The 26,995-nt window shown below is 45.6% G+C and carries 23 protein-coding genes and 1 tRNA gene; 5 read left to right on the forward strand and 19 right to left on the reverse strand.

All coding sequences use genetic code 11. The annotated features are described in order from the left end of the window. Positions 1-24: 24 nt before the first annotated feature. The gene (locus tag C5O23_RS05350; protein ID WP_107031919.1) at positions 25-1,425 is read right to left on the reverse strand and encodes an FN3 associated domain-containing protein; all 1,401 of its coding nucleotides are present in this window, start codon (positions 1,423-1,425) and stop codon (positions 25-27) included. 390 nt (positions 1,426-1,815) lie between these two features. On the opposite strand from C5O23_RS05350, the gene C5O23_RS05355 reads away from it, so the two are divergent. The 4 genes from C5O23_RS05355 (at position 1,816) to C5O23_RS05370 (ending at position 6,125) form a co-directional block, all read left to right on the forward strand. Next, a complete protein-coding gene (locus C5O23_RS05355) occupies positions 1,816-2,808 on the forward strand; it encodes a GSCFA domain-containing protein (RefSeq protein WP_107031920.1) in 993 nt (330 codons plus the stop codon). Beyond that, a complete protein-coding gene (locus C5O23_RS05360) occupies positions 2,808-5,285 on the forward strand; it encodes a bifunctional UDP-N-acetylmuramoyl-tripeptide:D-alanyl-D-alanine ligase/alanine racemase (protein WP_107031921.1) in 2,478 nt (825 codons plus the stop codon). Before C5O23_RS05355 ends, C5O23_RS05360 begins: the two co-directional genes overlap by 1 nt. A gap of 77 nt (positions 5,286-5,362) precedes the next feature. Continuing rightward, complete coding sequence (locus C5O23_RS05365) at positions 5,363-5,938, forward strand: zeta toxin family protein (RefSeq protein ID WP_107031922.1); 576 nt, start codon at positions 5,363-5,365, stop codon at positions 5,936-5,938. Continuing rightward, positions 5,916-6,125, forward strand: a complete 210-nt coding sequence (locus C5O23_RS05370) for a hypothetical protein (RefSeq protein WP_107031923.1) — start codon at positions 5,916-5,918, stop codon at positions 6,123-6,125. Before C5O23_RS05365 ends, C5O23_RS05370 begins: the two co-directional genes overlap by 23 nt. Positions 6,126-6,305: 180 nt before the next feature. Here the strand turns inward: C5O23_RS05370 and C5O23_RS05375 are convergent, their stop codons facing one another. After that, positions 6,306-6,719, reverse strand: coding sequence for a MerR family transcriptional regulator (locus C5O23_RS05375; protein WP_107031924.1), 414 nt, complete (start codon positions 6,717-6,719; stop codon positions 6,306-6,308). A gap of 482 nt (positions 6,720-7,201) precedes the next feature. On the opposite strand from C5O23_RS05375, the gene C5O23_RS05380 reads away from it, so the two are divergent. Beyond that, the gene (locus tag C5O23_RS05380; protein WP_107031925.1) at positions 7,202-7,726 is read left to right on the forward strand and encodes a hypothetical protein; all 525 of its coding nucleotides are present in this window, start codon (positions 7,202-7,204) and stop codon (positions 7,724-7,726) included. Between the two features lie 77 nt (positions 7,727-7,803). Here the strand turns inward: C5O23_RS05380 and C5O23_RS05385 are convergent, their stop codons facing one another. From C5O23_RS05385 to C5O23_RS05475, 17 genes are all read right to left on the reverse strand, one after another. Next, positions 7,804-8,442, reverse strand: a complete 639-nt coding sequence (locus tag C5O23_RS05385; RefSeq protein ID WP_107031926.1) for an energy transducer TonB family protein — start codon at positions 8,440-8,442, stop codon at positions 7,804-7,806. A gap of 105 nt (positions 8,443-8,547) precedes the next feature. Further along, positions 8,548-9,135: a Crp/Fnr family transcriptional regulator gene (locus tag C5O23_RS05390; RefSeq protein WP_107031927.1), complete on the reverse strand. Its 588-nt coding sequence runs from the start codon at positions 9,133-9,135 to the stop codon at positions 8,548-8,550. A 228-nt stretch (positions 9,136-9,363) separates the two neighbouring features. Beyond that, positions 9,364-9,609, reverse strand: a complete 246-nt coding sequence (locus C5O23_RS05395; RefSeq protein ID WP_153062492.1) for a hypothetical protein — start codon at positions 9,607-9,609, stop codon at positions 9,364-9,366. A gap of 238 nt (positions 9,610-9,847) precedes the next feature. Then, a tRNA-Ser gene (locus tag C5O23_RS05400) sits at positions 9,848-9,938 on the reverse strand. Between the two features lie 569 nt (positions 9,939-10,507). Beyond that, on the reverse strand, positions 10,508-11,104 hold the full coding sequence (locus tag C5O23_RS05405) for a DUF6549 family protein (protein ID WP_107031929.1): 597 nt from the start codon (positions 11,102-11,104) through the stop codon (positions 10,508-10,510). Continuing rightward, positions 11,101-11,751, reverse strand: coding sequence for an N-acetylmuramoyl-L-alanine amidase (locus tag C5O23_RS05410; RefSeq protein ID WP_107031930.1), 651 nt, complete (start codon positions 11,749-11,751; stop codon positions 11,101-11,103). The genes C5O23_RS05405 and C5O23_RS05410 overlap by 4 nt, the downstream gene beginning before the upstream one ends. Beyond that, a complete protein-coding gene (locus C5O23_RS05415) occupies positions 11,751-12,347 on the reverse strand; it encodes a hypothetical protein (RefSeq protein WP_107031931.1) in 597 nt (198 codons plus the stop codon). Before C5O23_RS05415 ends, C5O23_RS05410 begins: the two co-directional genes overlap by 1 nt. Then, entirely contained in the window at positions 12,344-12,730 is a 387-nt protein-coding gene (locus C5O23_RS05420) for a hypothetical protein (RefSeq protein WP_240597687.1), read from the reverse strand. The genes C5O23_RS05415 and C5O23_RS05420 overlap by 4 nt, the downstream gene beginning before the upstream one ends. Continuing rightward, positions 12,727-13,155 (reverse strand): hypothetical protein, encoded by a 429-nt coding sequence (locus C5O23_RS05425; RefSeq protein WP_107031933.1) that lies wholly within the window; start codon positions 13,153-13,155, stop codon positions 12,727-12,729. Before C5O23_RS05425 ends, C5O23_RS05420 begins: the two co-directional genes overlap by 4 nt. Next, positions 13,118-14,275 (reverse strand): reverse transcriptase/maturase family protein, encoded by a 1,158-nt coding sequence (locus C5O23_RS05430; protein ID WP_107031934.1) that lies wholly within the window; start codon positions 14,273-14,275, stop codon positions 13,118-13,120. Before C5O23_RS05430 ends, C5O23_RS05425 begins: the two co-directional genes overlap by 38 nt. Positions 14,276-14,606: 331 nt before the next feature. After that, positions 14,607-15,968, reverse strand: a complete 1,362-nt coding sequence (locus C5O23_RS05440) for a hypothetical protein (RefSeq protein ID WP_107031936.1) — start codon at positions 15,966-15,968, stop codon at positions 14,607-14,609. Positions 15,969-16,366: 398 nt separating this feature from the next. Then, entirely contained in the window at positions 16,367-16,603 is a 237-nt protein-coding gene (locus tag C5O23_RS05450) for a hypothetical protein (RefSeq protein WP_107031937.1), read from the reverse strand. Further along, a complete protein-coding gene (locus tag C5O23_RS05455; protein ID WP_107031938.1) occupies positions 16,600-17,070 on the reverse strand; it encodes a hypothetical protein in 471 nt (156 codons plus the stop codon). The genes C5O23_RS05450 and C5O23_RS05455 overlap by 4 nt, the downstream gene beginning before the upstream one ends. Before the next feature lie 4 nt (positions 17,071-17,074). After that, the gene (locus C5O23_RS05460) at positions 17,075-22,468 is read right to left on the reverse strand and encodes a LamG domain-containing protein (RefSeq protein WP_107031939.1); all 5,394 of its coding nucleotides are present in this window, start codon (positions 22,466-22,468) and stop codon (positions 17,075-17,077) included. After that, complete coding sequence (locus tag C5O23_RS05465) at positions 22,450-23,640, reverse strand: LamG domain-containing protein (RefSeq protein ID WP_240597689.1); 1,191 nt, start codon at positions 23,638-23,640, stop codon at positions 22,450-22,452. Before C5O23_RS05465 ends, C5O23_RS05460 begins: the two co-directional genes overlap by 19 nt. 1 nt (position 23,641) lies before the next feature. Then, the gene (locus C5O23_RS05470; RefSeq protein ID WP_107031940.1) at positions 23,642-24,148 is read right to left on the reverse strand and encodes a hypothetical protein; all 507 of its coding nucleotides are present in this window, start codon (positions 24,146-24,148) and stop codon (positions 23,642-23,644) included. Between the two features lie 4 nt (positions 24,149-24,152). Further along, positions 24,153-26,858, reverse strand: coding sequence for a coiled-coil domain-containing protein (locus C5O23_RS05475; RefSeq protein ID WP_107031941.1), 2,706 nt, complete (start codon positions 26,856-26,858; stop codon positions 24,153-24,155). Positions 26,859-26,995 lie beyond the last annotated feature (137 nt).

Raw genomic sequence — 26,995 nt, forward strand, 5'->3', positions numbered from 1 at the left:
ATTGCTGTCAGAGTAGAGAGGAGATCAGCGAATAATTATCTTTTCGGTTTTCCCATTGTGTTTGCGGATGTAAAATCCGGGAGCAAGAGGGGCGTGAACTTGGAGCCCCTGCATGTTGAAATATTCCGGCTTCTTTTGAGTGTTGTCAGCTTCAGTAAGAGTAATGGATGTGGGGATACCTGGAATATTGACAGTTGCTACTGAACTTGGCGAGTGACCGGCTTTCACTGCTATGTAGCGTATTGAAAGCGGGGAGCCTTTGTAGATCAACGGACGTATGTCGAGATCGTAGGTTTTGCCTTTGTGCTCTTCTTCTTCACTGTTGTTGTCTGTGAGTGCCGAAATTTCGCTTTTGGGAATAATCGGATTCTGCCCATCAAGAGTATAGTATATTTTTACATCGGCGTCTTTAGGCTCAAAATCAATATATGTGCCGACGGAATATCCTTCTGCTGCCGGAGGGGTGAAGTGGTTGTATTCTGCTGAAGTGGGGGGTATCTGGGTTTCTTTGACTTCTACTTTTATGGCGTCGGTAAAGCGTTCGTTGGCGCCATGATCGCGTATGAGCCAGAGGTATTTCTTGTTGCCGGTATAATTTATTTCAAGATCGCCGGAATTGTAGTTTTTGAGGATGACTGTCTCCGGGTCATAATATATATCGTCATTGAATAGTGTTTCTTCATCGCTGAAAACATACATCAGATGGCCTTTGCTGTAATCGTTGCTCTCGTCAAAAGTTTTTACGTGTATTTTAATGTTGTAGGTGCTATCGGTCTTTTTGATTTCCATTACCTTGAGGTCGTAGATCTCTTTGCGGTACAGCTGCATTCGGTGCAGACCGTCTGTTTCCGGTGCATATGTGTTGAGTATATACTCTCCGCTTTCTTCTTTGAACCATAGGCCGTAACAATTGGCTTTGGCTCCTTCTAAATAGAAGGACGTCGCGCATGTGTGAGATTCCGGGTCAATATCGACAGTGGTATAGTAATGGTAACGGCGTGGCTTTATGGCAAGCGGGCCGGTTTTTATGCCATCAGTGTAATAATATGTCAGATAATCGTTTGAAAATAATGGTCTGAATGTCCATGGGTAATCAACATGTAGTTCCGGAGAACCGCAGTCGCATGTTTTCTGAAGTTCGGTATAAAAAATAGAGTATTCTCCAACAGAATGTTTGTCCGGCAGGCTGATGATTCCGTTGCCGCTGCGTGTGATTGCGGTGGTTTTTATACCGCTTGGACTATTCATTTCGTTTGCGGCTGCAATGTTAAGATCTTCGGCTACCAAGAGATAGACACATCGGTCAATAATCATGTCGTTGTTCGTTACAAGTCGATAAGTGCTCTCAGCCTGCATGGGCTGAAAAGTAAGAAAGGAGACGCCGAAAGTAGCAGCGATAGCCTTGATTAAGGAGAAATGTTTCATGATTAATTTATGAAAGGTCTGCGTAGATTAGAGTGAAAAATTGATGATCAACTATTCTACTGACGCATAATAAGGTGGATTGCTCAAAACTACATATATTTTGAGAAATGGCCAAGCCGTGAGTTTATATTTAATTAAAATTAACATAAATATTGCGTATTTGTGGCTAAAGTATAATTTGCAAGAAGATTACCGGTTGCTTTCATAGTCGCTTATGGCATTTAATTTGTGAGGGGTGTTAAATGAAAGGATCAGATTATTGATTTTTTTTAACCTGGTTCTTGAAGATTATTAGTAATTTTGTCAACCGCATCAATTCTTCAGATAGGGCTATCGGTAACTTCTGCAATAAATTTTGCAGTGTGTTTGGTAGCAAAAAAGAAAAGATAAATGGAATTTCGAACAGTCATACGTCCGCTCTGCCGTCAAGGCCTTGTGGAACATGGTAGCCCCATGCTCTTGCTTGGCTCTTGTTTCACGGATAATATAGGCAAATGCCTCAGAGATGACCTTTTTGATGTCGAGGTTAATCCTTTCGGTCCGGTATATAATCCGATGTCTGTCTTGAGATCATTGGAAATTCTGAGAGACTGTCAGCCAATCAGAGAAGAGGAACTTATTGAAGTGGAGGGGCTATACCGCAGCTTTTTGTTTCACTCCCGATATTCAGCTGTTGACAGCGCGCAGGCTGCAGATATGATGGCAGCTTCGGTGCTGTCCGGCCATGAAACTTTGAAATGCGCTTCGGTTGTATTTCTGACTTTGGGTACTACCAGGGTATTCAGGCATCTCGCATCAGATCGGATTGTGGCCAATTGTCACAAACAGCCTGCAAAGGAATTCGAATCTAGGTGTCTCGGATTTGATGAAACGGTTGCGGTTCTTGCTGAGTGCATTGAGCTGATCCGCGGATTTAACCCCTCGGCAAGAATCGTTTTTACAATTAGTCCTCTGCGCTATCTCGAATCAGGCGCTCATGGAAATCAACTGATCAAGTCGACTTTGCTTCTGGCCGTGGATGAAGTGGTGAAAGTTTTTGGCGAAGATGTGGCAAGTTATTTCCCTGCCTATGAGATAATGATGGACGATTTGCGTGATTACAGGTTCTATGCGGAGGATATGAAGCATCCATCGTCACAGGCAGTCGAATATATATATGAAATTTTTCGCGCATCATACTTCTCTCCTGAAACTGAAAAGGTCGCGGCTGAAGCCCGCGCTCTGACCCGTCGGCTTTCCCATCGCATTGTGGCTTCCTCTACTGAGGCTGGAGCTAATGAGATCGCGGCAAGACAGAGGGCCATTCGTGCAATTACTGAACGTTATCCAAAACTCACCGACGCTATCAGGCGTTATAATGACAAGAATACATTATTTAAATAATGGACTATTCAATCTCTGAAATAGCAAAAATAATAGGGTCAGATTCATTATTGCCTGCCCCTGATTCCAAGATATCACGACTGTTGACAGACAGCCGTTCGCTGACATATCCGTCAGACACATTGTTTTTTGCCCTTGAAACATCTTCTGGTGACGGACACCGCTATGTCAAGTCGCTCTATGACCGCGGAGTGCGTAGTTTTGTGGTTTCAGGCTCATTTTCATGCTCGGATGATCTTCAGGATGCTAATATCCTTTATGTTGAGTCTCCGTTAGCTGCGTTGCAGACTCTGGCCGCGAATCATCGCCGGCGTTACAATGTGCCTCTGATTGCCATTACAGGCAGTCGAGGAAAAACCACTGTGAAAGAATGGCTCAACCAATTGCTTCAGGCCGATATTGAAATCGTAAGAAGCCCACGCAGCTACAACTCGCAGATAGGTGTGCCTTTGTCGGTCTGGCAGCTTGACAAAGACTCCGCTATGGGGATATTTGAAGCCGGAATCTCGCAACCGGGTGAAATGGCGAAGCTTAAGGAGATACTTAAACCTGAAATCGGCATCTTCACCAATATCGGTCCGGCTCACAGTGCCGGTTTTGAGTCGATAGAGCAGAAGTGTCGGGAGAAGGCTCTGCTTCTTGACGGATGCAGGTGTGTCATCTATAATGCGGATGATCCTTTGATTTCAGGCTGTGTGAAAGCTGTACCTGAAATGATAGGGTGGTCACGGACTGATCCTGAGGCTCCGCTGTATATCTGCGATGTTGTCAGAGGAAATGGCCGGACCGAATTTCGCTATATATATAAAGGTGGTCAGAGCGCCGTGCTGGAAATTCCGTTTGAGGGAGAGCATGAACTTGAGAATGCGATTCATTGTCTTGCTGTGATGCTTCTGCTTGGCATAAATCAGGAAACTATACGCCGGCGGATGGAATCACTTACGCTCGTTGGCACACGCCTTGAAGTCATCGAGGGTGTCAATGGCTGTCTGCTTGTCCATGACAACTACACCAGCGATTTCAATTCTCTTGCTCCGGCGCTTGATTTCATGAAACGGAGAATTACTCCAGATTGTAAGGCTATGGTGATTGTCAGTGATCTGATGCACGACGCCGATACCGATCTGGAGGACCTTTACCGCCGTATGGCCGAGTTGCTGGCTATTGCAGGTGTGAGCCGGGTGATCGGGATCGGCCCTGAGCTGATGGCCCACAAGGGTTGCTTCGGCCCGGAGTCTGAATTTTTTGCCTCTACAGAAGAGTTTCTACATAAAAAATCTACGTCTGATTTCCGAGGGGAGTTGATTTTGATAAAGGGAGCCCCTGAATTTGGATTCGGACGCATCTGCGAACTTCTTGAAGCCCGGCAGCATGAAACGGTGCTGGAAATCAATCTTGATGCCGTGGTATCGAATTTCAATGCCTTCCGCTCGCGTATCAAGCCTACCACAGCTATCGCCTGCATGATCAAGGCGTCGGGATACGGCGCTGGCCCACATGAACTTGCGCGCACCTTGCAGGCTCAGGGGGCATCATATCTTGCCGTGGCCGTCCATGACGAAGGTGCAGACCTGCGTCGTGCAGGAATCACAATGCCTATTCTGGTATTGAATCCGACGGTTGAGAATTTCCATGCCTTGTTTGCCGATCGTCTGGAGCCTGAGATATACAGCTTTGACTTCCTGCGTGCATTGATCCGCGAAGCCGGCCGCTATGGCATTACGGACTATCCGGTCCATATCAAGATTGATTCCGGCATGCACCGTCTCGGATTCCTTAAAGAGGATCTCTCTGAACTGATCGAGCTGCTCAGGAGCCAGGATAGAGTAGTTCCACGCTCGATATTCTCGCATCTCTGTGCCGCGGATGATCCGATGGAGGATGACTATACGCAGCAGCAGTTCGATTATTTTGATGAATGTTGCCGGATGCTCCTTTCGGCATTCCCTGAACGGAAAATACTGCGGCATATTCTGAACTCTACAGGCATCACACGTTTCCCTGATCATCAGCTTGATATGGTGCGTCTCGGAATCGGGCTCTATGGAGTCAAGACTATGCATGACGGTTCGCAGGATGATCTGCGTCCGGTCTCTTCACTCAACACTGTGATTATCTCACTGAAAAACTGGCCTGAAGGAACCACAATCGGCTACAACCGCCGTGGAACGTTAAAGCGGCAGTCGGTGATTGCCACCATTCCGGTAGGTTATGCCGATGGCATTAACCGTCACCTCGGCTATGGCAATACATCGGTGATGGTCAATGGAGTCAAATGTCCCACAATCGGGAGCATCTGCATGGACGCCTGTATGATTGATGTCACGGATGTGGCTGATGTCAAAGTCGGAGACCGTGTGGAGATATTCGGCGAAAATATTCCGGTCGACGATCTTGCCGAAGTCCTCGGCACAATACCCTATGAAGTCCTGACCTCCGTGTCGCAGCGTGTCAAGCGCGTCTACTACAGAGAGTGAAAAAGCACCTCGGCAAACGGAAGTCATCTATATATAAAACACACGAATCACACCCTCTTAAACCAAAACAACTAATTATGAAATCGCCAAGTTTGTACATCATCGCCGGTTGCAATGGGGCTGGGAAGACCACAGCTTCATTCACCCTTTTGCCTGACGTCCTTGACTGTCAACAATTTGTAAATGCCGATGAGATTGCCAAAGGCCTTTCTCCTTTCCATCCGGAAAGTGTGAGCATGGAGGCCGGACGTATCATGCTCGGCCGAATAGAAGAGTTGTTGCATAAAGGAATCACCTTTGCGATAGAGACCACGCTGGCCACACGCAGTTACCATGCCCTGGTCTCCAAAGCCCATAAACTGGGCTACTTTGTCCATCTGCTTTACATCTGGCTGTCATCACCGCAGCTGGCAATCAAACGTGTTGCCCAGCGAGTCAGTGAAGGAGGCCATAATATACCCACCGATGTTATCGTGCGCCGCTATCATCATGGCATAGACAATCTGTTCAACCTGTTTATGCCTATCGTCGACAGTTGGACCATTATAGATAACACTCGCTGTCGCCCGCGTGTAGTGGCGAATGACACACTGACTTTAGCCCCGGAAATATATGAACGAATCAAAAACGATGGAAAGACGCAGGAAGACTGACAATAACATATCCGAAAAATTAGCCCGCGGAATGGAAGTTGCGGTCGAAAAGTGTCTTTTAGACAAGGTGGTCAAAGGGCAGACCGTTGTCTACGCTCACGATGACGGCACGGTCTACACAATGTCGGCCAAAGATGCGCTTGACCATTTCCTTGCAGAAGCCGTAAAAGAAATTTCGAGAAATTAGATGGCCATTCAGGCTATCGCCCTATCGCCAGAACAAACAGAGCCTCTGCCGGATTATTTTTTGATCCGGCAGAGGCTGTTGTTGTGATTGCAGAACCCTGCATCTTTAAAATGAATGCAAGTCGGAAAATGAAACATAGGTTGAGGCCGTAAGCTGACGGTTCTGGCCGGATGTATATCATCAATTAATGGAGTGGTCTGCTTTGATCCACTTTTCGATGGCCTTGATTCTTGCTTCGGCATGGAGATTGCCATTAATCATTTTGGCAACTTCGCTCAAAAGGTTCAGCGCGTCATCGGCCGACTTACACACATAGTCGTTCCGGGGCGGACACTTGCGGTAGACCTCCAGCTCCTTCCTGGCGTATTCAAGCGAATAACCCTTGTCGCGGAGCAAATGTTTTATGAGTTTGCACACCTCGACATTCTCCGGTGAGTATCGGCGCTGACCCGACGGAGTCCTGTGCGGCTCCAGCTGATCGAACGTATCTTCCCAGAAGCGCAAAGTGCTTGCCGGAATGTTCAGCATCGCAACAACCTCGCGGATGCGGTAGTAGGTTTTTGTTGCCGATATCTCGGCCGATTTTGTTATCATGAAATAAAACAGATAAAATTTCGATGTGCAGTCTTAAAGTCGCAACAGACCGTCATCGAGGATGCAAAATATCTTCATGTGTTCACTCCGTTGCGACGAGAAATGGTTTCACGACTCAAGGATAGGGAATTCAATCTAATTATCCAAATTTTCTTGCAATAAAACTTTAGTTTTTATGTCTTTGCACTCTAACAGAGCCGAGAGCCACTTAACCCACACGGGATAGGTGGCTCTTGATTTTTATTACTAAGTATATAGAGAAGATCTTTTATTCATACCACATAAAAGGCGCGACACGAAAACCCTTGGCGCTGTTAAGGACATCGATTACGACTATGAGGGCCCTCTTTTGTAAAGAGTTCGGCGCGGCATACTTCGATAGCGTTGGGATAACTCATAGTACAAAGTTAAGGCGCTCATAATTAGTTGGAAAAGACGTGGAATTTGACTAACTTTGCAACATAAAATTATAGAAATAGAATATGAAACATCTCCTTACTGTCATAGCATTGCTTGTTATAATGGGAAGCTGCAAAAAAACAAACTCCAATCAAGATGTTTGCAATATGGGGTATTATTGCGCAAACGATACTGATATGGTTGAAGTAGTTGAAGTAGAGCCTGAACTAATACCTGTTCCTCTTGATACGGCAGTATTAAAAGGCTCTTGGAAACTTGTGCAGTATCACTCTCCATATTTCAATATGCAACCAACAGATAGATTTGATTATGTAATCAATTTTTCAGGCAATTCTATCGAAATGCAGTTTGTTGCCAATGAATTGTTATCTGAATATAGATTACAGGGCGATTCTCTCCGTCTTGGAAATGGGTTGATGACGCAATCCCGTGGAGGTGATGCACCTTTGGAGAAGGCAATCTACGAATTATTGATGAATAGAAATCTTACTATCCAATGTACCAAGTCCCCAGAATTATATATATGTTTAATGGCGAAGGACGAAATAAATGGCAATACCTTCGCTGATTTTCGGGAAATTAAATAGTCGCTATTCGTCGTCCTCCATGTCGAGCAGATTGCGGTGGGCGTTCTCGATAGCGTGAGTCTTTTTAGGCGTTCCATTCATTTGTTTTCACCGCCTCTAATAAATATCACTCCCGGCTCTTTGAAAGTGATTGGAAGATAATAGGTGAAGCTTTTCTTTAAGTGGAGAATATAGTATTTTACGCGGAAATTGGGCAACGCATTCACAAGTCTTAACGCCTCTTGATTGACGGCCTCGTTCTTGCTCGGTTGGCGAAAAATCGACGGATTGCTGATTGAGCCGTCAGGATGAACGGTAAATTTCACCAATACTCGTTCGCTACCCTTGAATCCTTCAGGAATACGGATGTTTTCGTCAAGCCATTCTTTGAGTTTTCCGTTGCCTCCGGGAAACTCGCAGCGAGTGTCAAGGTTTACCAAGACTTTTTGCGCTTCCGTTTTTATTTGTGAAAGAGTTTCGGGCGATACGGTCAGAAACATAGCGCGATTTCCATACTCGTCGTTTTTTACCTCCACCTTTTGAATGGCGTCAGCTTCTACCAGACCGGGGTGTGCCCCCGGAATCCATTCATCATTGAAATAGAAAAATTCGGTTTTGTCGTTCCGAGTAAGAGGGAATTGAATTTCGCGTACAACGGTATCGTTCACACAGTAATTCTGTGCTAACGCAATGCACGTCTGAACGAGAATCAAGGAAATTACAAATAATTTCTTCATATAACACAATGTTTTTATTAAAATGCAGTGGATGGTGTGAACGCTATCCGACCGCAAAGTTAATAAGGGCAAATGGATTTGGTCTTAACAAATGTATAGACCGCCTTATTTTTTGATGTTCGTGCTTGAAGTTTTTGCCAATTCTCGTCTGATACGGCTTAAATGGTTGGGAGTAATCAACAGGAAAGAAGATAAATCTTTCAATGTAACAGTCTCGACAATTTGGGGATATTGTTCACACAATTCCACATAACGCTGACGTGGCGACTTGCGGTAGAGATTGAGCAACCGCATGAATACCACATTGAACAGTGCCTTATATTCATCAAGCAGAGAAGGGGAAAGATAATCCTTAAAATTTTTTAACGGCACACGCATTATATCGCAATCAGCGCCGGCGATAATTGAGAATTGAGAGGATTCTCCGCGTAAAGACGAATGAAAATCTGTAATGAGTTGACCAGGGAAAGCGAAATTAACTACTGCCTCATCTCCCGAATCTTTGAGGGTTGTAATTTTGAAATAGCCCGAAACTACAAGGGCGGCATAGCGTGCGGTTGAACCTTGCTGTACAAAACATTCTCCTTTCTGATAATGGCATAGCGTTCCATTCTCACGGCAAAAATCAATGGCTACCGTAAGATCTAATAAATCAATATATGAATTTATTGCTGTCCGGTAAAACTTTGACATGATAGGAAATGGACTATTTTTATCTCATACAGCATGAAACAGACTCGTATAGATGTCTTTTAAGGGCTTTTTGATGCTTAATGCTACCAATTTCACATCGCCTCAAATGACAAGCCCTTTTTCGTAAAACAGGTGTAACTTATTATATTTGTAGAGAATATATGATTTTGTCTTTTTTTACCGGACAGCAATAATATGAATTAAACTGTGCCATAAGGAATTACAAAGTTAGGTAAAAATTTTAATTTCCTTGGGATCTTGTGTCGCATTCATATCTTTCAGCAGGTCTAATTTAATAGACTCAATTTTGCCTTGCCATATGAAAACAAGGGATGCTAATTGCCGATTCTTTTGGCCCGGAGACCCAGAAAGGATGTCTGTAAGTTCTTCTTCGCTTATGCGGAAGCCCAGAGCAAGTTCCGCCTTCTTGCGATTGTTGGTGATTCGGAACATGAGTGTGTTGTTCTTAGACATTTTGACGTAAAATTTATAGGTAAACATGTGGTTAAAATAACAGTAATAATGTTGAATAATGTTGCTAAATTTGTTTCGTCTCATATGTTCTTGGGTGAAACATAGCTGAAACATTTTGCTCCAAAATTACCCTGAATGTCCCCCGATTTAGCAAGGATGACAACAATTGGCTTGCCGATAAACGCAAAAATAAACCCTGAAAAATCAGCAAATACGCTATTGATTTTCAGGGTTTTATTGGCGGAGTGAGCGAGATTCGAACTCGCGATACGCTTTTGACGTATACACGCTTTCCAGGCGTGCCTCTTCAGCCACTCGAGCATCACTCCTCTGAGTTAGTTCTATTTCTTTTGCGGCCTCTGCGATATGCAGTGGCGTGGGCTTTGACGGGTGCAAAGATAGACAGAATTTTCGTATTTTGCAAATTTTTTTGAATCTCCTTTAAATACCGGATTTTGAATACAGGCACTCGCATACGTATAGTTTGATCCAAATGTGGAAGGTAAGGATATTGGCAAAAAATAAACCGCCTGACTATAGAGATTTGCAGGCGGTTTGTTGTACCTCGGAGGGGAATCGAACCCCTATCTGAAAATTAGGAAACTTCCATCCTAACCTTGATTTTCAACCAGATATGAGGTGTTTTCAAAATTCTGTAGAATTATTGTAGAATAATTGCATTTTTGCCTCCCTTTTGGGAGAGATCCCAACCACTATAGAGAGGCTGGGATCCCTAAATGCAACACCGATCAAAAGCAGATCGGTTCCGCAAAATTAGTAAATAAAATCCAAATACCAAAATTCACCATGTAAAATCTATCTTACCAACGAAAAAGCCGTGCGACACCTCACGGCAAACACGGCTCCAATTATTCTAAGAAAGCATTTATTATGAGAATTACTTTTTCTTTTTCAGCTCTATGTATTCGGTACAGATGATCTTTGTGTGTGGGTTGCTGGAGGAGATCTCCTGGCGGATAGCTTTAGTTCCCCATTTGATAAACCAGAATTTGTGAGGTACACGGTGGATAAACTGGTATAAGGTATCAACGGAGGAAACATTGAGATCCAGGCTGTCTTTATGTAACGTGCCCTCAACTTGTACCCAGGGATCCCTCCACTCTATCCTTTTGAGAGAATCCAGGATGCCATCTTTATACACAATGCTATCCCTTACTATGGTCTGGATCTCTACCTTTGTCTGGGTTTCGGTCTTGCTGGCTGCTTGCAGTCGTTTGACTTGCAACCCCAGATCCTTTGCTCTCTGGCAAATATCCTGGTAGTTTTTCTCCAGCTCACACTTTTTCAGCTCCAGCATTTGAACGGAGGCAGCGGAGCGATCCGCTATATCCATATATGTAACTACCTCCTCCATTAGAGCATCATTGTTACCCTGGAGGCGATCGTTTTCTTTTGAGAGATTCCGATTCGTGCCCCATAAGGATAGGACTATAAGGCATAGCCCTCCGATTATCGTATATACCCATCCTTTCATTTCGCTCCAGGTTTAAGATAGTTTATTATGCCCTCAACATGGAGCTGGGTGATCGCCCCCTTGCCCTCATCAGAGAGGAGAAACGCCACATCAGCTTTGTTGTCTTGAAAGAGCGATTCTGTAAGAACCGCTGGGCACTTGGTTTTCATCAGAATGTAGAAACGAGCCTCAAAGTCGGGATCTCCATCAGAGTAATCCGTTCTGATCGGCTTTTGGTTGGCACCATACGCACCTTTGGTTTTGAGCACTGGGAAAATCTCCTTATAATCTGTTAGAGCAACCTCCGCAGCATCATAGAGAGCAGTTGCCAGCAGATCCGCTTTTGTCTGCCCAGGGCTGGTGTAGGCACACCATCCGCCAGCAGCCATCCAGGAGCCATTGCCAGCAGCGTTGCAGTGTATCGAAACCACGATAACATTGTTTGCTCCCAGCTTGCCACACCATTCATTTACTCTCCTGGCACGTTCAGCCAGGCTCACATCTGTAAGTTCGGGCACCAGCTTTTCAGCATCATACCCCTTTGCTTTGAGGGCATCCACAACCCTACCAGCTATCTCACGAGCATAGGCATACTCACGGAGCGACTGATCGGGGGAGCACTTGCCTGGGGTGTTGTTTCCGTGCCCATTGTCAATTAAAATTTTCATCACTGATTCATTTTATGGTAAAAATCCAGTTTTATTCTCTCATATACAGCAGCCACATTGGTATATGCTCTGCTGTTGTTAATGTTTTCGGCATAGACCTCCAGCTCTACAACCTCTGCAACCCACGTTACCCACTCTGGAGAGGTGTAGCTGGTTAAGCGTTTGCCTCTGTAGGTGTAGTAGTCGAAACGGCTGTTACGATCCTCATGTAGGTTAAGGATCAGAGTGTGGATCTTATTGCGTGTGGCATCACGATCGACTATGTGGTTTTCCTCCCTAACTTTCTTAATGATCCTACAGACCTTTTCCACAGCGTAATCAAAGTACACCCCAGAGGTGTTTTTGATCCGCAACTGTGTTTCTGGTCGCAACCCCTCCGATATGTCGGTTAGTTGCTCATTCTGTTTCCTGGTTTCATCCAGGAGGTTTGTCATTATAGTTTTGTTGTCGGAGATCATTCCGTTGATCGTGGCTTTGAACCATTTGAAACACGCAACCATTAGCCCAGCCGATAAGATCAGAAAGAATGCAGCCGTTATAGCCATCATTCCAAACTCGCTGATACCTCTGGCGATAGTGGTTACATCCTCTGTCATCGTGATTTGCGGTTTTTGGTGCGTTTGTAGAATCCGAAATTCGCCTCATCCTCCTCTGTGATTGTTGTTTTCGGAGAGAAAAGACGGAATCCATACATATTTCCATAGCTCACAACCTTGATAACCGCTCTCATCGGATATTTGCGGTTGGGAACCAGGAAAGCATCACGGAGTTTCTTACTGTCGGTATAGAAAGCAGATCGGTTGATCCCCTCTCCGTATGCCACCAGTAAACGAGTGCCATTCTCTGTTTGTCGCTCAATACACCCAGTGAACACCGTAACCTGGTTGATCACGGCATCTATTGAGGTGTATTCGCAATCAAAGAGATCGCTGGAGGAGATATTATCCTCCTCCATGAAATCCTCTACATCCTCCATCATAACTCCATCGGGATATTAAGGGTGGAACAATCGGCATCAACCATGTTGCGGATAGCCACACGATCACGGAGGAAATTTTCATATCCTACCTTTGCATCGGGAGCCAGGATCCCCAGCTCTGCACTCTGGTATTCGTTCACCAGCTTGCTTTCACGATCCGAGGGGTATTTTGCCTGGAGCAGTGTGCCGAAAATGTGATCGGCAGTCCTGGGGTATTCCACACGCACGGAATCATACTGATACATAGTGCCAGTAGCCTTTTCTTTGTCAGTTGTGATCTCCACGCCCCCCATCTCGCTTTCCACCACCAGAACCTCCTGGATATTGTGGTTGTAGAGAAAGGTTTGCTGACCGTTGTTGAGATCTTCGATTACCGCTGGCTTTTCCTTAGCCAGCAGCTTGGTAGTCAATACATCGTTTGCCATTTTTTATGCAGTTGTTAAAAATGAATTTACTATGTTCCTCCGAGCATCTGATTATCCAGCCATATTCAGATGGAAAGAGGTGTTTGAACGCTGTTTCATCTTTGATCTCATATTGACGGCTCACCTTGTGGAACTTTGTGTAGAACCTTTTGAGAATACCTTTGCGGAGCAGTATTCCATAATGGTTGGTTTTGAAACCCACATAGTCAATACTCCGATCATCGACTGGGAATATCTGCCAGTTGGCTTTGATCTCTACTTTCAATTCAGCACCCAAATATAGCCCTATCATGTCAAGCACATAATGGAGTGCATCCTTATCAGAGCAGAGAAACACCATATCATCCATGTATCTGAAAAAGTAGTATTTGCATCCAAACTTTTTCTCAACAATTTTAACCAGCGTTTCCTTAACCCAGTGATCGAAATATGCCAGGTATAGGTTAGCCAGATATTGACTGGTGAAATTGCCGATAGGCAGACCTTTTTCTTTACCGTTACTATCAATGATCTTATCCAACAGTCGCAATAGCTGTTCATCTGCAATCCTCAATCTGATTATAGCTTTTAGAGCAGCATGATCTATGTTGTCATAGAATTTGCGTATGTCAATTTTCAAGCAATACCGAGTGCCAGATCTATCCAGAATCAGAGCTTCGTGCATATCCTCCAAACACTTGTGAACGCCACGCCCTTTGATACAAGCATAGGTGTTACCAATGAATTGAGATTGCCAGAAACGTCCCAGCACGTTTATAATGCAGTGGTGTATTATTCTGTCTGGAAAGAATGGAGCAATCATAAGCTCCCTCTCTTTGGGATCATAGATCTTTCGGATCTTATACTTCCCAGGTATGTACGTTTCATCAGCCAGCATTTCATAGAGAGATTGCAGATTTTCCACAATGCTCTCATTGAAATTATTGATCTCCGATCTATCACCTTTGCCTTTCTGGGCGGTGTATTGAGAATGCACCAGATTTGCGCTGGAGTAGATAAGGTGATACACATTTTTGAGTTTCTTTGAGGGGCAATCAAAGATCTTTCCAGTATCCCCGATATAGATCCCACAATCCTCAAAATCGTTGTATGAGGCGTAATAGGTAGTTGCTATTGCCATGTGCCGTTGGTCTAAAACAGAGCTTTCAATTTCTTACTTGCACTGATCTAACTTATATTATTTTACCAACTACCAGCAATGCTGATAGCCTCTGTGAGGTAGGGTTGTGGCGGTTAACAGTATCTTTATAAAATTGAAACCACGGTAAAAGCGGAACCCAATGTTCGCATTCGCATTCGAGGAGCGATTATTCGTATTCAGATAACCGAAACCCGCATTCGCACCATTATTCGCACCAGCAGCGAGCAGGGCACCCCTAACCGCCACAACCTTTTTATAGATTTTTCAAAGAACTATTTTCGTTGCTCCGTGCTCCGAGTTTTGCAGTCCGTCAAAAACGGCACAAGCGGAACCCAAAGTGCGCATTCGCAAGCGAGGAGCGATTATTCGTACTCAGATAACCGAAACCCGCATTCGCACCAGTATTCGCACCAGCAGCGAGGAGGACACCAAACCAGCCTCTGCCTAGGGTTGCATTATTATAGGTAGTCCAGAAATAATCACAGAAACCAGTAGTTAAACCAGCTCCAGTGGTATCATCTGGGAATGAGTAACCCTTTGAGGAGAATGAGTTGGTGTTGATATAGCCAGATCTCATCGGGAGGTTTGCGATCGGGCTATAGCCATCGGGAGCGGTTGCTGCTGAATCGGAGTGGGAGGTGAACTTTGTGGGATCCTCACAGAGGTAAGCCACAATGGTATCCTCCTTATTCCACACCAGAATATCATCAGCCAGGAGCCAGAGATATTCAAAAGGAGCCTCCAGACCACGATAGGATGTAACTTGCACAACCTTATCGCCACCAGTCCAGCCCTTGATAGTGTATGAAACCTTGCCTGTGTTGTTACCGAGAATTGCAGTGACGCCGTTAGGCACAAACGGCTTGTAACCGCCCCAGGTATTCCACTCCGTTCCATTCACAGCACAACCAGATCCCAAACCGCCCTGGTGGAAACCATCAGCAGTGAGAGTGGCATTGAATGTAGCCTGGCTGTGTAGCGAGGCATATTCTATTCTCTGTAGCCATGCGATCTGGTTGTAAGGGCGATATGCTCCGATATGAGTGCCATTCTTACAGAGGGGGTGTACATTTGCTTTGTTGATAGATGTACGAGCCATGCCCAGCATTGAGCTGGCAGTGCCATCCCTACCAGAATCACCATTGCCAGATCCGCCACGGTAACGAGCAGCGTTTGGGGATAGTTTCACAAAACCGTTTTCATCCCTGGCGATCTCATCACCATTCCAGAGGAGGAAACATCCAGAGATAGCGGTGTTGGTGTCAAGATCCACAGTACCATACCAGGGGGAGATTGCTTTGCGCTCCATCTTTACGAAACCTGGCAGCGGATATTCAGAAATGGCATAGATCCACTTGGTGCCCTGGATCTCAACCTTAACATAGTAGCTGGGGATTTCCAGCATCACGTTTCCATCGGTGCTATCAATGATAGCGTTTGCACCAGAATCTTTCCTTCGGGAATCGTTCTGATGGAGATAGTATTTCACAGAGCCATCCGCATTTTCAACGAATCGCTTTAACTTTGACTGGATCGGCAAAGTCCTATGCATATCCATGTTGCCAACCCTTTTGAGGTTGCTATCTTTACTGGTAAAATCGCCCTCCACGCCATACCACATATCATAGGGGTATTGGGGTTTGGTGTTTCCAGATCCGAGTATTAAACTCATATTTGTATCGGTTTATTTGGTTGTTTCTCCAGCTCCCCAATAGATCTCATAATCATCCAGAGAAATAGCATTTGGGGAGATACTTGCTATCGCTCCAGGAGTTCAATCCCCTAACGGCACTGGGAACGCTCCACTCTGCTGATCGCAAATGAGTTTACAATCCAGCAGAATGTTGGTTTCCATGATTGCCTTTTTGGGTCGGACAAACACGGAAAACGGAACTCCTCCCAAGTTGAAACCCTTTGAGAGGTCGGTAATTTGCCCCTTTGAGAGGATCCGTAGGCTATACATTGTTTTATCCATTTATTTACTTGGTTAATTCCGACTGCAAAGATAACAAAAATATGTGTTTCTTGAACACATATTATGGCAAAAACTTGCCTATGTGAAATAGTTTATTATACAGCACCTCCTTTCCATATAAGAAACAGTATAAATGCCTGGATAATCTGACCCACCAGACCGCCCAACAGCGTTGCCAGGAGATCCAGCCAATCCCAGGCTCCACCATGAGCACGATCCTTAAACTCCATGCCAGCTGCCAGCCCAGCGACAAAGAGAATTGTGAACACCAGGGCACACGGAATCGCATACCCAAAATGTTTCATACGATTGCTTTCAGTTATCCAGCTCATATATTCATCATGTTTTCCTGGATCGTTTCCAGGGCGTTGATCTTATCTCTTATCTCTTGTCTGGAGGTGTGCAATTCCACCACATCATAGGGCATAGGAGCACCGATCAACAGAGCCTCATGGCACTTGATCACCTTGTAATCGGAATCTGTGAGCTGGGCTTTCAGATCCGCAATCTTTACTCTCATAGCCTGGAAATCGGGCATAACCTCATAATGATATGAAATCCGATCTCCAGCATCATAAGGAATGGCACTTACCATGTAACCATCCTCCGCCTGGCGGATCTTTTCATCATCAATCCGATCCAGGGGTTTCCACCCTGGAGGCAGATCCTTGATCTGATCCTCCACGGTGATAACCTTTGTTTCCAGCTCCCCAGTTTCGGGGTTCTTATTCTGGAATGTGATAGGCTCCAGGGCTTTCACTCTTAGATAGCCATTCTCAATAAATCCGTATTCAATCATATTGTTAGAATTTCCAGCGACTTACCAGCCACGTTTCTGTTTTGGTTGTGGTGTTTCCAGAGGTGATATAGCCGATCGTGAAAACAAACATTCCTCCTTGACCACAGCCAAAATCGTAATACTCATTTTCAGAATCATCATCATAGATATGATGCCCAGTCCTGGGGCGTACCCTCATAGTGCCTTTACACCACTGTTTAACGAATACCACTTGCCCCTCTTTAGGGCTGGCTGGCAGATAGACAATAGAGGTATCAGAGGTATAGCCTATGATCATTGTATCAGAGGCATTGAGATACACAGTCTGCTTTGTTCCAGAGATAGCCTTTCTGCCCAGTGTCAGACCTCCAGCATAGAGATCATAAAAGAATCCTCCGTATGCTGGTGCAGTCCCAGAGTTGGAGGCTCTACCATAGACACCAGCGATAATGGTATCATCAGAATTGACCGCCCAAGTGTTTTTGGCTACGTTGGCAAAGCCCAGACCGACAATAGCCCCTCGGTGCGTATATCCAGTGGATGCTGGCATAGCATTGGTTCCAGCCAGGTTTGCAAAGATGCCATTGGGGGTTAGGTATGCCACACCAGTTGAATATGAGGGAGCGTTTTTGGCTTTCACCTCCAGCAAGCCCTCATTTGCATTCAGCTTTATGATCGTGCCAAAGTTATTCATTGAATAGCCACCGCCATCATTGGCACTCTCTATGAGGATTTGAGCCATTGACGCATCCAGGGTGATCTTATTTGAGCCAGAGAGGGTTGATACAATCTTACCTCCAGACATAAACCAATCACCGATATTTGCGCCCTCTGCCAAGAGTAGGTTTGTGGCGATCGTTTCAAACTGTGCCCCAAACGTATTCCATTTGGAGGTGCTTGTGGGAGCGACATTAGAAAACTCTCCAGCATCAACCCTGGCTATGTAGTATATATTGTTATACTTTACAGCATCCAGGCGTTGTGAATTGCCATAGTAGGTTTTATTGCTGCTGTAGGCTCCACGGAAAACAAGCACTGGGCTATCTCCCTTTGATCCTTTATCTCCCTTATCGCCTTTATCTCCCTTATCACCCTTATCGCCAGAAACACAGATTGCAGCCGTTGTGGTGGATGTGCCGTTGGTATAGGTGATAACCGATCGTGTCCAGATGTATCTGCCACTCTGCCAGGTGGGGCGTACCGTGCTCCAGGATCCATTAAGCAGAGAGGTTGCAGAGGTGGATAGGTAGTATTCCTCAACGATTGATTTAACGCCTATACCAGTGCCACCAGTTCCTCCAGTGATACAAGCAGCTTTGGTGTAGGTGGATGTATCATCCGAATACATAATCTTAGTTCTGCTCCAGATATACCACCCATCTTTCCAGGCTGGTGCGTCAGTCTGCCAGCCAGTAGTGGGAGCCACGCTATTTGATTGGCTCTGGGCATACTCAACATCAGCACTCACAACACTGTTTCCTGGTTTGCCATCCTTGCCATCGTAGGGGTTTACTCGGATCGGCACACTCCAATTCTGTATGAGCTTATCCACGTTGCCATTCATCACAGCAACAATATCCGACACTGGGAGAGCACCCATGAGCAAACGGATCTCATCAAAATAGAGCTTGGACCCAAACATATTATCATCATAGATACACCATCCCACAACTTGCTCATTCACACTGCCAGCATGGAGGAAAACGCCATTCTTATAGATGGTAACAGATCTGTCATTGAAACGGAATGCCAGGTGGATCCAGGTGTTAGGCTCCATAGGGATCTGATTCTCGGTATAATCTCGCCCATTGAAACCATTGAGCAACCAGGTTAATTCCTTGCGATCTGTCTTGATCCAGAAACATAGAGTGAATGTTTGACCGAAAGGCAGATCATAGGGGATCCTTGCATCAGCTCCCTCTGAAAGATCCATTGCATACCTGGATCCATCTTTGATAACATCAGCATCACCATTCAGCCTGGCATTATAGCCATTGCCAGAGGTATCAGCACACAATCCGAAAGCATCACCCTCATTCACTGGAATATGAAACTTTGTCCGATCCACCAGACCAGATTTTTTAGCCATAGTACACCAGACATATTCCATAGCCTCAACAGAGGGCATGGTTTTACTCCAGCCAGTAGGGTTTAGCTCGGTGGGATCCAGAGTAGGAGGCTCCAGGGTTGATCCGTTCTTTGCATAGCGATACTCATAGTATTCTCCAGCAGCAGCATCAGCTCCACCGATACCAGCACCGCCCCTTATGAGGCTCCAGGTGTAATCCTGGGGATTGCTACTATCAAACTCCTCAAAGTCGGTGTATTGTCCGATATAACTGCCAGGATCCTCTCCGTTGTTTGCAGTGAACGACAATCCGCTATCGTTTGAATACTTGATATGCAGATAGGTTGTGCGCCCGTCCTCTCCAGGTTCACCAGGTGTACCACGCTCTCCCTTTGTGTCGCTCCACTTGTAATCCGTTGGGTTGTCGTTATCGGTGGGGTTCTGATCCACCAGTGTACCCATCCACCGCCCAGGTGTTTCACCATTGCCAGCCGTGAATGTTTTACCCCCATCATCGGAGTATTTCAAATGGAGATAGCTACTCTTGCCATCTTCACCCTTGATCTGTCCGACATTCTGCCAGTTGATACCATCCCAGATATAGAGATTATCGCCTATGATATAGGCATCTCCCTGGGTGTTCCCTGTCATAGGCAGTTTGGAAACGCTGTCAGTTGATCCCTTGATCGTAATACTGGTACCATCAGCACCTCTCACTCGAATAGGCTCTCCCCAGGTGCCAGATTCAATGTTCTTGGCAGACTTGATCGACATCCAGATAACAGCATCGGTGGATGTTGTGTGCCATCCGTCAGATATGCCATTTCCAGTTGGTTTCTTTGGCTTTGTCTGGCTGTCATGGTAGGTGTAGTAGATAGAGTTTCCTTGCTCTCCTGGAGCACCCTTAGCCACAACACTCCAGAAAGCGGAATTTGTGGGAGCGTTACCCCTGGAGGGTTCGTTATTGATATAGCGATAGGTACAAGTTTCTCCGTTCACAGTGTAAAGCACCTCATCACCTTTGTAGTAGATATAGTCGGGGTTGTAGGTGCCACGGAAAACGCCCAGCTCGGAGGTATCGCCACTGCCAGATACAACACTCACATTTCGGAGTGTGATTCTGTTTCTTGCAGTCACATTCCAGTCAATACTGCTGGCTGCATCACCGATCCTAAAGCGGTTGCCATCCAGATCCAGATAGCACTCTCCATCACTGGTAACGATCCTACCAGTGGTAATGGTATTGCCGTTGATTCTGGTAAAGCCGTATGTGGTTACGAAATCACGGAAATTATCTCCTTCTCGGAGCGGAGATAGAATACCTACCTGGAAATAGTAGTTGTTGGGATCATCCTCTGGCTCAAAGCGGAGCTGTTTCTGTGTTAGATACCAGACACCCTCGGAGCTTTTCTTTGAGCACTTGGCAAACAGATAATATCCGCCAGGGCTACCCAGAGTAAACTCACTGGCTCCCATATTCCAGTGCATGATCTCATCATCATTGATCGTAAGGTGCGAAAGCAGACCAGCGGAGGCATCAAAGCGGTTAGGCAGACCGCCCACATTAGCCTGGAGGATCACATCTGTAAGCACAAACTGCTGGCTCTTGGATCCTACAGTGAGCATATTGGTATCAATGGAGTTGGGGCGTATGTTATCCACATCAAAGAAACCATCGGTATCATATACCATGTTTCTTAGATCCTCGGTTGTACGCCATCCCCTCCTGGCTTTGTTGAGATCTCGGAGGCGGTTGTTTACAATAACTTGCTCATGGTTCGCCACATCTACCACCGTCTGGGCGATAATGGATATGGCTGTTGTATCGGAGAGCGTTAGGGAGTAATCTTGCTCCAGGAGTAGGTTTCTAACTACTTTCTGGATCCTTATGCTCTTTTCAATACCAAAACGCTCATCCTTAATAGGCACATAATCACCCACATTGAAAACGGAGGTATCTGCATCATCTGGAGTGTTATCGATGAGATACTGCCTATCCAGGGTTAGCTTATATTGCGCCCTGGCTTGTTTCATATTATCAAAATCCTCCTTGCCAGCATACCATAGATCCTCCTCTGCATCATCTTCATAGGATTTAGGCAGATTGATCTCTGTGATCGTGTACTTATCGCCAGCACGAAAGCGGTAAGCCTCTGTATCAACGGTGGGGATCGTTAGCCCTCGGTTGTCTGTGTAGGGTTTGAGCGTGAATGTTTTGCTGGAGTGATCGTAAGCTGAAAGCTCAAACTGTTGCCCAGCCAGCAATCCAGAGATGAAATTGATCTTTGCAGCCACATCATTGATCAGCCACTTGGTGCCATTGGCATCTTTCTCCGTAAGGTCAAAATCCATCGTATCATCTACGAATGAATTTATATCGCCCTCCACCAGAGCTGTGATCTCTCCAGTTCGCCTGGGATAGATGTTATCATACTGGGCTGTATCTTCATCACTCCCCAGGGCATCACGGAGATCTCCATCCTCTATGAAACGATCGTTATCATTGTGAATGCCGATCATTTCACTCTCTGGCTCAATAACGGTACCATCCGCCAGGGTATGTTTGTTTTTGTTCAAACGCCTGGGGAAAGGGAGTTGTAATCTTTCAGAGTAGTTGCGATAATCAGCACGGATATTGGTAGTGCCACCTTCTACCCAGAGCCTTGTTTTGATTGATTTATCATCAACCTTTTCCTCTTTGAGGTTGTATAGACCGTTACCCTTACCCCACTCAAAGAAAGCGTTTCCACCAGGAGGCACGATCTTAGCCCCAAACTTTCCTATATGGATAGTTCGGACACCCTCCGCCTGGGAGATCTTAAACTCCAGCTTGAAATTGCTATCGCCACAGAGCGACTGGAGCACCTGGAGGCAGTTCTGTTTTGAAAACTGAATGGTAATCGGATCCGTATCTGGGCAATTATCCTCATCGAATTTCCATAAGCCAGGATAATCTCTGTTAAGATTATAGATAATCACCTTAACAAAATCCTTGATAGAGTATGTGAGATCAAAGGTTGATCGTGTTGATTTGCCATTGGCATCACAATCACGATACTGGGTTTTCATAAGCTCATACATAACGCCATAGAAAACAGCATCATGCTTATAGTAATCCTCTGAGATCTCATCTCGGTTTACAGTGGTGCGAATGGTGTATTCATTTCCACCGATCACGATCTTATCACCCTTTCCAAAGGTGATACACTTGGAGGACACGATTGAGAGTTGCACATTATCATCGCCCATAAGAGCGGATGTTAATGTGGCACTCTTAACCGTACAAAAAGGCTCCCTGGAGAAAAGAGGGATCCTTTCTCCAGTTCGCTTGATTATTTCAAAATCTCCCATACTACAATAGCGTTAGTCGAAAATTCCTCAATATCCTCAATCACGCCAGAGATAATAATATCATACTCCCCTGGCTCCTCATAGGTGTGCTCAACCGTTTTCTGGTTGCCAGCCACATTGTAGGTGTGGGATCCATCACCCCAGTAGATGTTGAGATACTTGGTAGATGTTACCGTGATTGAGGCTACTGTGTTTGCAGTTGTTCCAATGTGCCTCAACACACGTTTCACTGGCTCATCCTCAACCAGCGTGATCTGGAACGTGCCCACCATCAGTTCATCATTGTAATGCCCCCAGGTTTTCTCCACGCTTACACCATCATGCAACTCCACCTCATAAACCAGGGGTTTAGTTTTGAGGTGTGGCACACACTTGAAACGGTGGTTTCCTGGAGCATCAAACAGCGAGAAGAAACGCTGTACCCACTCCACAAAGGCGGTTCTGCTGGAGGCATAGATAAAGCAATCCAGCACGATTGTACGCTCTTTGAATCTGGGGCGTTTCTTATCCCTTACTATGCCGTGGTAGTTATCCCATTCGGCTGTGAGGGTTTCTTTACGAGCCAGGCGATCCACCAGCCCCTTAGATGCTGACACCTCCACGCCATACTCCTTGAAATTGAATCCGTCAAGAAAATACTCAACATCATCATTTGCGCCCTGGATCATCAGCACCTCTTTCTCTTTGAGGGCACGGTTATAGAGTTGCACATCATCTATGATCACATTAGTTTCAATGAGATCATCATCGCACAATGCAAAGCCGTTGGGTGTGCCAGAGATCGTTCCGACAAACACAACCTCCTTGTTGCGATACACAGTGAAACTATTGCCAGACTTAACGAAAGCCAGAAACTCTCTGCGATTGGGAGCCACGGAGATCCACCGCTCAATAAACTTTTCTACACCAGGTGAATTTAACACCCAGCCGATCCTATTGTGAGGAGTTTTGATATTGATTGTGAGGGTGAAATCTGTGTTGAAAGGGATTGCCTTAGCCGTGATCGCCTCTCCCACTCCTTTTATGGAGAGAGCCTTGCCAGCATCGGCATCCTTAATGAGTTTGGCATCTCCAGAGAGATCAGCATCGGCTCTGCTCTGGGAATAGTCGTATGCCTTTGATCCGTCTGGATCATGGAAAGGCAAATGCAGAATGAGAGATTTATCTATCATATCAATAGGTGGTTTTATTATGTTTTTTAATCTCGATCCCAGAGCCGATAACCTCAACTCTGGCATTCCCATATATATTCACTATTACCTGGGCATCACTACCAGCCACGGCAATTACCAGGTTAGAATTATCAAAGGCATCCACTGTTACAATGGCATTATCGGACACATTCACGGCTCCCTGGGTATTGTGTCTTGCATAGATCCTGGAAACGGTGTAGCCATCATACTCCAGGATCGCTTTGCAGTAACCATTGAGCACCACATCTGGGGTGTTGTGTTCCGACACCTCATCATCCACGAACACACCATAAGGCTCACATGATCCCTTGAAATGATCTCGCAAAAAATCCAGTGTGGGATAGTCCTCGGAGATACAGAAATCAATCCCATCAATGTAGAGTTTTGCCAGTTCCTCCACGGAGAGATCTGGCTGGAGTTTCATCCTCCACATTCGGCATAGCCCTTTGGCTGTGCCATCCTCTTTGAGTTGGTTTATCAGATTCATAGCTTTATGATATGCCCTGCGAAAGCAGAGGGTTATTGTTCTCTAATTGCTTTAATGTGGTGTGGATCTCATCCAGCTTTTCAGCCGTTGCCCTGGTGTTGGCAGCGATCTGGGATTGATACTCCAGAGCGGAGCGACCGATCATTATCATCTCGCTCTGGTTGATCACTATGGCATTTGCTCTACCAGCCAGCACATCTGCTGCTTGTTCACTCATGCCCTTGATCGCTCCAGTGAGAGGATCATCCTCTTTTTCGGCTACAGCATCCATATCCTTGATCCAATCGCCAATGCCCTCCAGGGCTGCGTTGAATGTATCGCCAGCAGCATTCACCATAGCCTCAAACTTTGACTTTTCCCAGGGATCCAGAGTGCCATCCTCCATAGCTCCACCCAGGAATTGTATAGCCTCATCTATGGCTTTTGCCAGGAATTGCCTTTTCAGAGCCTCCACAACGGCATTTTTAAGCACCTCCTTAGTCTTTTGCCCCAGAGCCTCTGCTGCATCCTCTCCCTGGCAGTAAGCCTCAACCAGGGCATCAGCAAACTCATCTATGGCAGATTTTGTGTCGGTGCCAGCCAGAGTTTCCATCATGCTCCTTTCCATATCCTCCAACTGGGTATCAATATCCTTGATAGCCTCCTCCCATTCAGCAATCTTATCCTTGTCGGTTTTCTTTTTATTCTTTTCCGCCTGGATCTGCTGCTGAATGAGCACTTGTTGCTCTTTGAGGTTCTGTTTCTGGAGTTCATAGAGCTGGAACATATCTCCTTTGGCATTCTCTTTCTCCAGGGCATATTTCAACTCCTTGATCTGTTTAGTCAGTCTGGCATACTCAACGAAATTCCAGCTCTGCCTTGCAACAACGGCTTGCTGCTCCAGGGCTGCAATCTGATCACGGATAGCATTGAGCCTCTTTTCGTGAGCATCTTTCTCCTCTGCTGAAAACACCCAGTAGGTCTGATCCGCTGCGTGTTGTAGGCGATCAAAGGAGTTGGAAAGGGCATCAATGTTTCTCTGGATATTCTGGATCCTTTTCTCCAGCTTATCATCATTGTTGAATAGCCCAGCAATCCAACTGATAGCCTGGAGTGCGATTGAGATAGCCGTAAGGATAATGGATCCTTTCTCTGCTGATTTGATAGCAGCAGACATAGCAATACCAGCCTGGGTAACACCCATGACCATATCCATTGTAGCCTTGCCAGAATCACCCAGGAGATCATCCAGCACACTACAATTAGCTATCGCATCTTTGATAAAGTCGAAACACGCTTCTGTTGCTTTTGAGAGGTTTTTCCAGTCGGTTTTGATCTGCTTTGAGGTCTTTTTGGATCCATCTTTCTGTTTCTTGAATACATCTGTGAGGGAGTTGCCCAAAGCCTTAAAAGGGTTTACATCCAGGATCTTGCTCTTTGCCTCTTCCAGCTTATCCAAAACGGCTTTCAGATCGGCTGGATTGAGTTTCAGATCAGCAGTATTGAGCTTATCCTGGATCTCCCTTACCAACTTATCAATCTGATCCACGGTAAGAGCATCCAGATCCGTAAACAGATTTTTCCAACTCTCACTCTGCATAAGGAAAGCCGAATTGAGAGCTGATAAAGCCTCACTCTCTGCGAGGTTGATCTGTTTAATCCGTTCCTCATCATTGAGGCGTTGAGCCTCCGCCCTCAATAAAGCATACTCATTTTGGATAGAGGCTTTCTGTTCCTCAAAGGTTCGGAATTGAGTGAGCACACGATCCTCAATCTCTTGCTGGTTTTTCTCATCCTCTTGGGAGAGGAAAAGATTGGCAGCAGCAATATCATCCTCCGATACCAAGCCAGAGGATCCGTTTGCCAGTCGTTCTTTTGCATTGGCAATAGCTTCCAGTTTTTCAGCCAGGGTTTGTGCCTGGTTGATAGTCCTGGTTACACTATCCTTAAATAGATCCATAGCTGATTTTGCTCCAGAGATCTCTTTAACTTGGAGATCCAGGGTAAAGAGTTGCTGTTGCTCACCATCAGTTAGAGTTTGCCCAGAGGCTTGTTTATCTTTGAGTGCCTTGATCTGTTTATCTAGATACTCCTTATAAGATGCACCACTGGTAAGCAGTGTGGCAAATTGTTTATCCGCCACATCCTTGCCCATATTTTCAACCCATCTCCAGTAGAGTTGGTATTGTTTTTTCTTTTCAGCGATCTCTGCAATTAGGAGGGCTTGCTGATCCTTTTGATAGCTCTGGTTTTCCAAGTTTCGCATTTCAGTAAAGCCATCTTTCTCATCCTGGGATAAACCACCTTTCCCAGCTTTCTTTCTGGCAGCTACCAGTTCTTTCTCCTCCTTGTCAATACGCTGGAGCTGATCTTTGTGCTGGAGATCCAGAGCAGCTTTCCTTTTCTCATATCCCTCCTCCATGATAGAGATCCTTGCCTCCTCCAGGCGTTTTGCAGCCTCCAGTTGTTTCTGGAGGAGTGTTTCAGCGTTCTTGGCTGCCTCATTAGCAGATCGACCGCCAGATCCTTTACTCCCTTTACCAGTGGCTGTAGAAAGTTTCTTTTCCAGAGTTGTTATTTGCTTATCATAATCTTTCCAGGTTTTACTCCCAATTTCAACCTCTGCCCTAAGAGCTTTAAGGCTTTTTATTTCAGAAGCAATCCCAGTTTCGGTGTTAAGATTATTCTGCTTTGTCTGAATCTCTGAATTTACAGCATTGAGTAATGCCAAAGCGGTATCAAACGAACTATATTAAAAACCAAATAAAATGAGGCAAAAATTACATCCACCTTAGATTATTTGAGAATGGTCTTGCCGCAGTCCGCTCTTGGGGGCGGTTTAGGCCGCCCCCGCCGCTCGGGCATCCC

Origin of the sequence: Duncaniella muris, assembly GCF_003024805.1 — a bacterium.
Classification (GTDB): Bacteria; Bacteroidota; Bacteroidia; order Bacteroidales; family Muribaculaceae; genus Duncaniella; species Duncaniella muris.

What these genes read in the sequence shown, in the direction of transcription:
- C5O23_RS05350 (WP_107031919.1), bottom strand. Translation starts at nt 1,425, where the DNA reads ATGAAACATTTCTCCTTAATCAAGGCTATCGCTGCTACTTTCGGCGTC.
- C5O23_RS05355 (WP_107031920.1), top strand. Translation starts at nt 1,816, where the DNA reads ATGGAATTTCGAACAGTCATACGTCCGCTCTGCCGTCAAGGCCTTGTG.
- C5O23_RS05360 (WP_107031921.1), top strand. Translation starts at nt 2,808, where the DNA reads ATGGACTATTCAATCTCTGAAATAGCAAAAATAATAGGGTCAGATTCA.
- C5O23_RS05365 (WP_107031922.1), top strand. Translation starts at nt 5,363, where the DNA reads ATGAAATCGCCAAGTTTGTACATCATCGCCGGTTGCAATGGGGCTGGG.
- C5O23_RS05370 (WP_107031923.1), top strand. Translation starts at nt 5,916, where the DNA reads ATGGAAAGACGCAGGAAGACTGACAATAACATATCCGAAAAATTAGCC.
- C5O23_RS05375 (WP_107031924.1), bottom strand. Translation starts at nt 6,719, where the DNA reads ATGATAACAAAATCGGCCGAGATATCGGCAACAAAAACCTACTACCGC.
- C5O23_RS05380 (WP_107031925.1), top strand. Translation starts at nt 7,202, where the DNA reads ATGAAACATCTCCTTACTGTCATAGCATTGCTTGTTATAATGGGAAGC.
- C5O23_RS05385 (WP_107031926.1), bottom strand. Translation starts at nt 8,442, where the DNA reads ATGAAGAAATTATTTGTAATTTCCTTGATTCTCGTTCAGACGTGCATT.
- C5O23_RS05390 (WP_107031927.1), bottom strand. Translation starts at nt 9,135, where the DNA reads ATGTCAAAGTTTTACCGGACAGCAATAAATTCATATATTGATTTATTA.
- C5O23_RS05395 (WP_153062492.1), bottom strand. Translation starts at nt 9,609, where the DNA reads ATGTCTAAGAACAACACACTCATGTTCCGAATCACCAACAATCGCAAG.
- C5O23_RS05405 (WP_107031929.1), bottom strand. Translation starts at nt 11,104, where the DNA reads ATGAAAGGATGGGTATATACGATAATCGGAGGGCTATGCCTTATAGTC.
- C5O23_RS05410 (WP_107031930.1), bottom strand. Translation starts at nt 11,751, where the DNA reads ATGAAAATTTTAATTGACAATGGGCACGGAAACAACACCCCAGGCAAG.
- C5O23_RS05415 (WP_107031931.1), bottom strand. Translation starts at nt 12,347, where the DNA reads ATGACAGAGGATGTAACCACTATCGCCAGAGGTATCAGCGAGTTTGGA.
- C5O23_RS05420 (WP_240597687.1), bottom strand. Translation starts at nt 12,730, where the DNA reads ATGATGGAGGATGTAGAGGATTTCATGGAGGAGGATAATATCTCCTCC.
- C5O23_RS05425 (WP_107031933.1), bottom strand. Translation starts at nt 13,155, where the DNA reads ATGGCAAACGATGTATTGACTACCAAGCTGCTGGCTAAGGAAAAGCCA.
- C5O23_RS05430 (WP_107031934.1), bottom strand. Translation starts at nt 14,275, where the DNA reads ATGGCAATAGCAACTACCTATTACGCCTCATACAACGATTTTGAGGAT.
- C5O23_RS05440 (WP_107031936.1), bottom strand. Translation starts at nt 15,968, where the DNA reads ATGAGTTTAATACTCGGATCTGGAAACACCAAACCCCAATACCCCTAT.
- C5O23_RS05450 (WP_107031937.1), bottom strand. Translation starts at nt 16,603, where the DNA reads ATGAGCTGGATAACTGAAAGCAATCGTATGAAACATTTTGGGTATGCG.
- C5O23_RS05455 (WP_107031938.1), bottom strand. Translation starts at nt 17,070, where the DNA reads ATGATTGAATACGGATTTATTGAGAATGGCTATCTAAGAGTGAAAGCC.
- C5O23_RS05460 (WP_107031939.1), bottom strand. Translation starts at nt 22,468, where the DNA reads ATGGGAGATTTTGAAATAATCAAGCGAACTGGAGAAAGGATCCCTCTT.
- C5O23_RS05465 (WP_240597689.1), bottom strand. Translation starts at nt 23,640, where the DNA reads ATGATAGATAAATCTCTCATTCTGCATTTGCCTTTCCATGATCCAGAC.
- C5O23_RS05470 (WP_107031940.1), bottom strand. Translation starts at nt 24,148, where the DNA reads ATGAATCTGATAAACCAACTCAAAGAGGATGGCACAGCCAAAGGGCTA.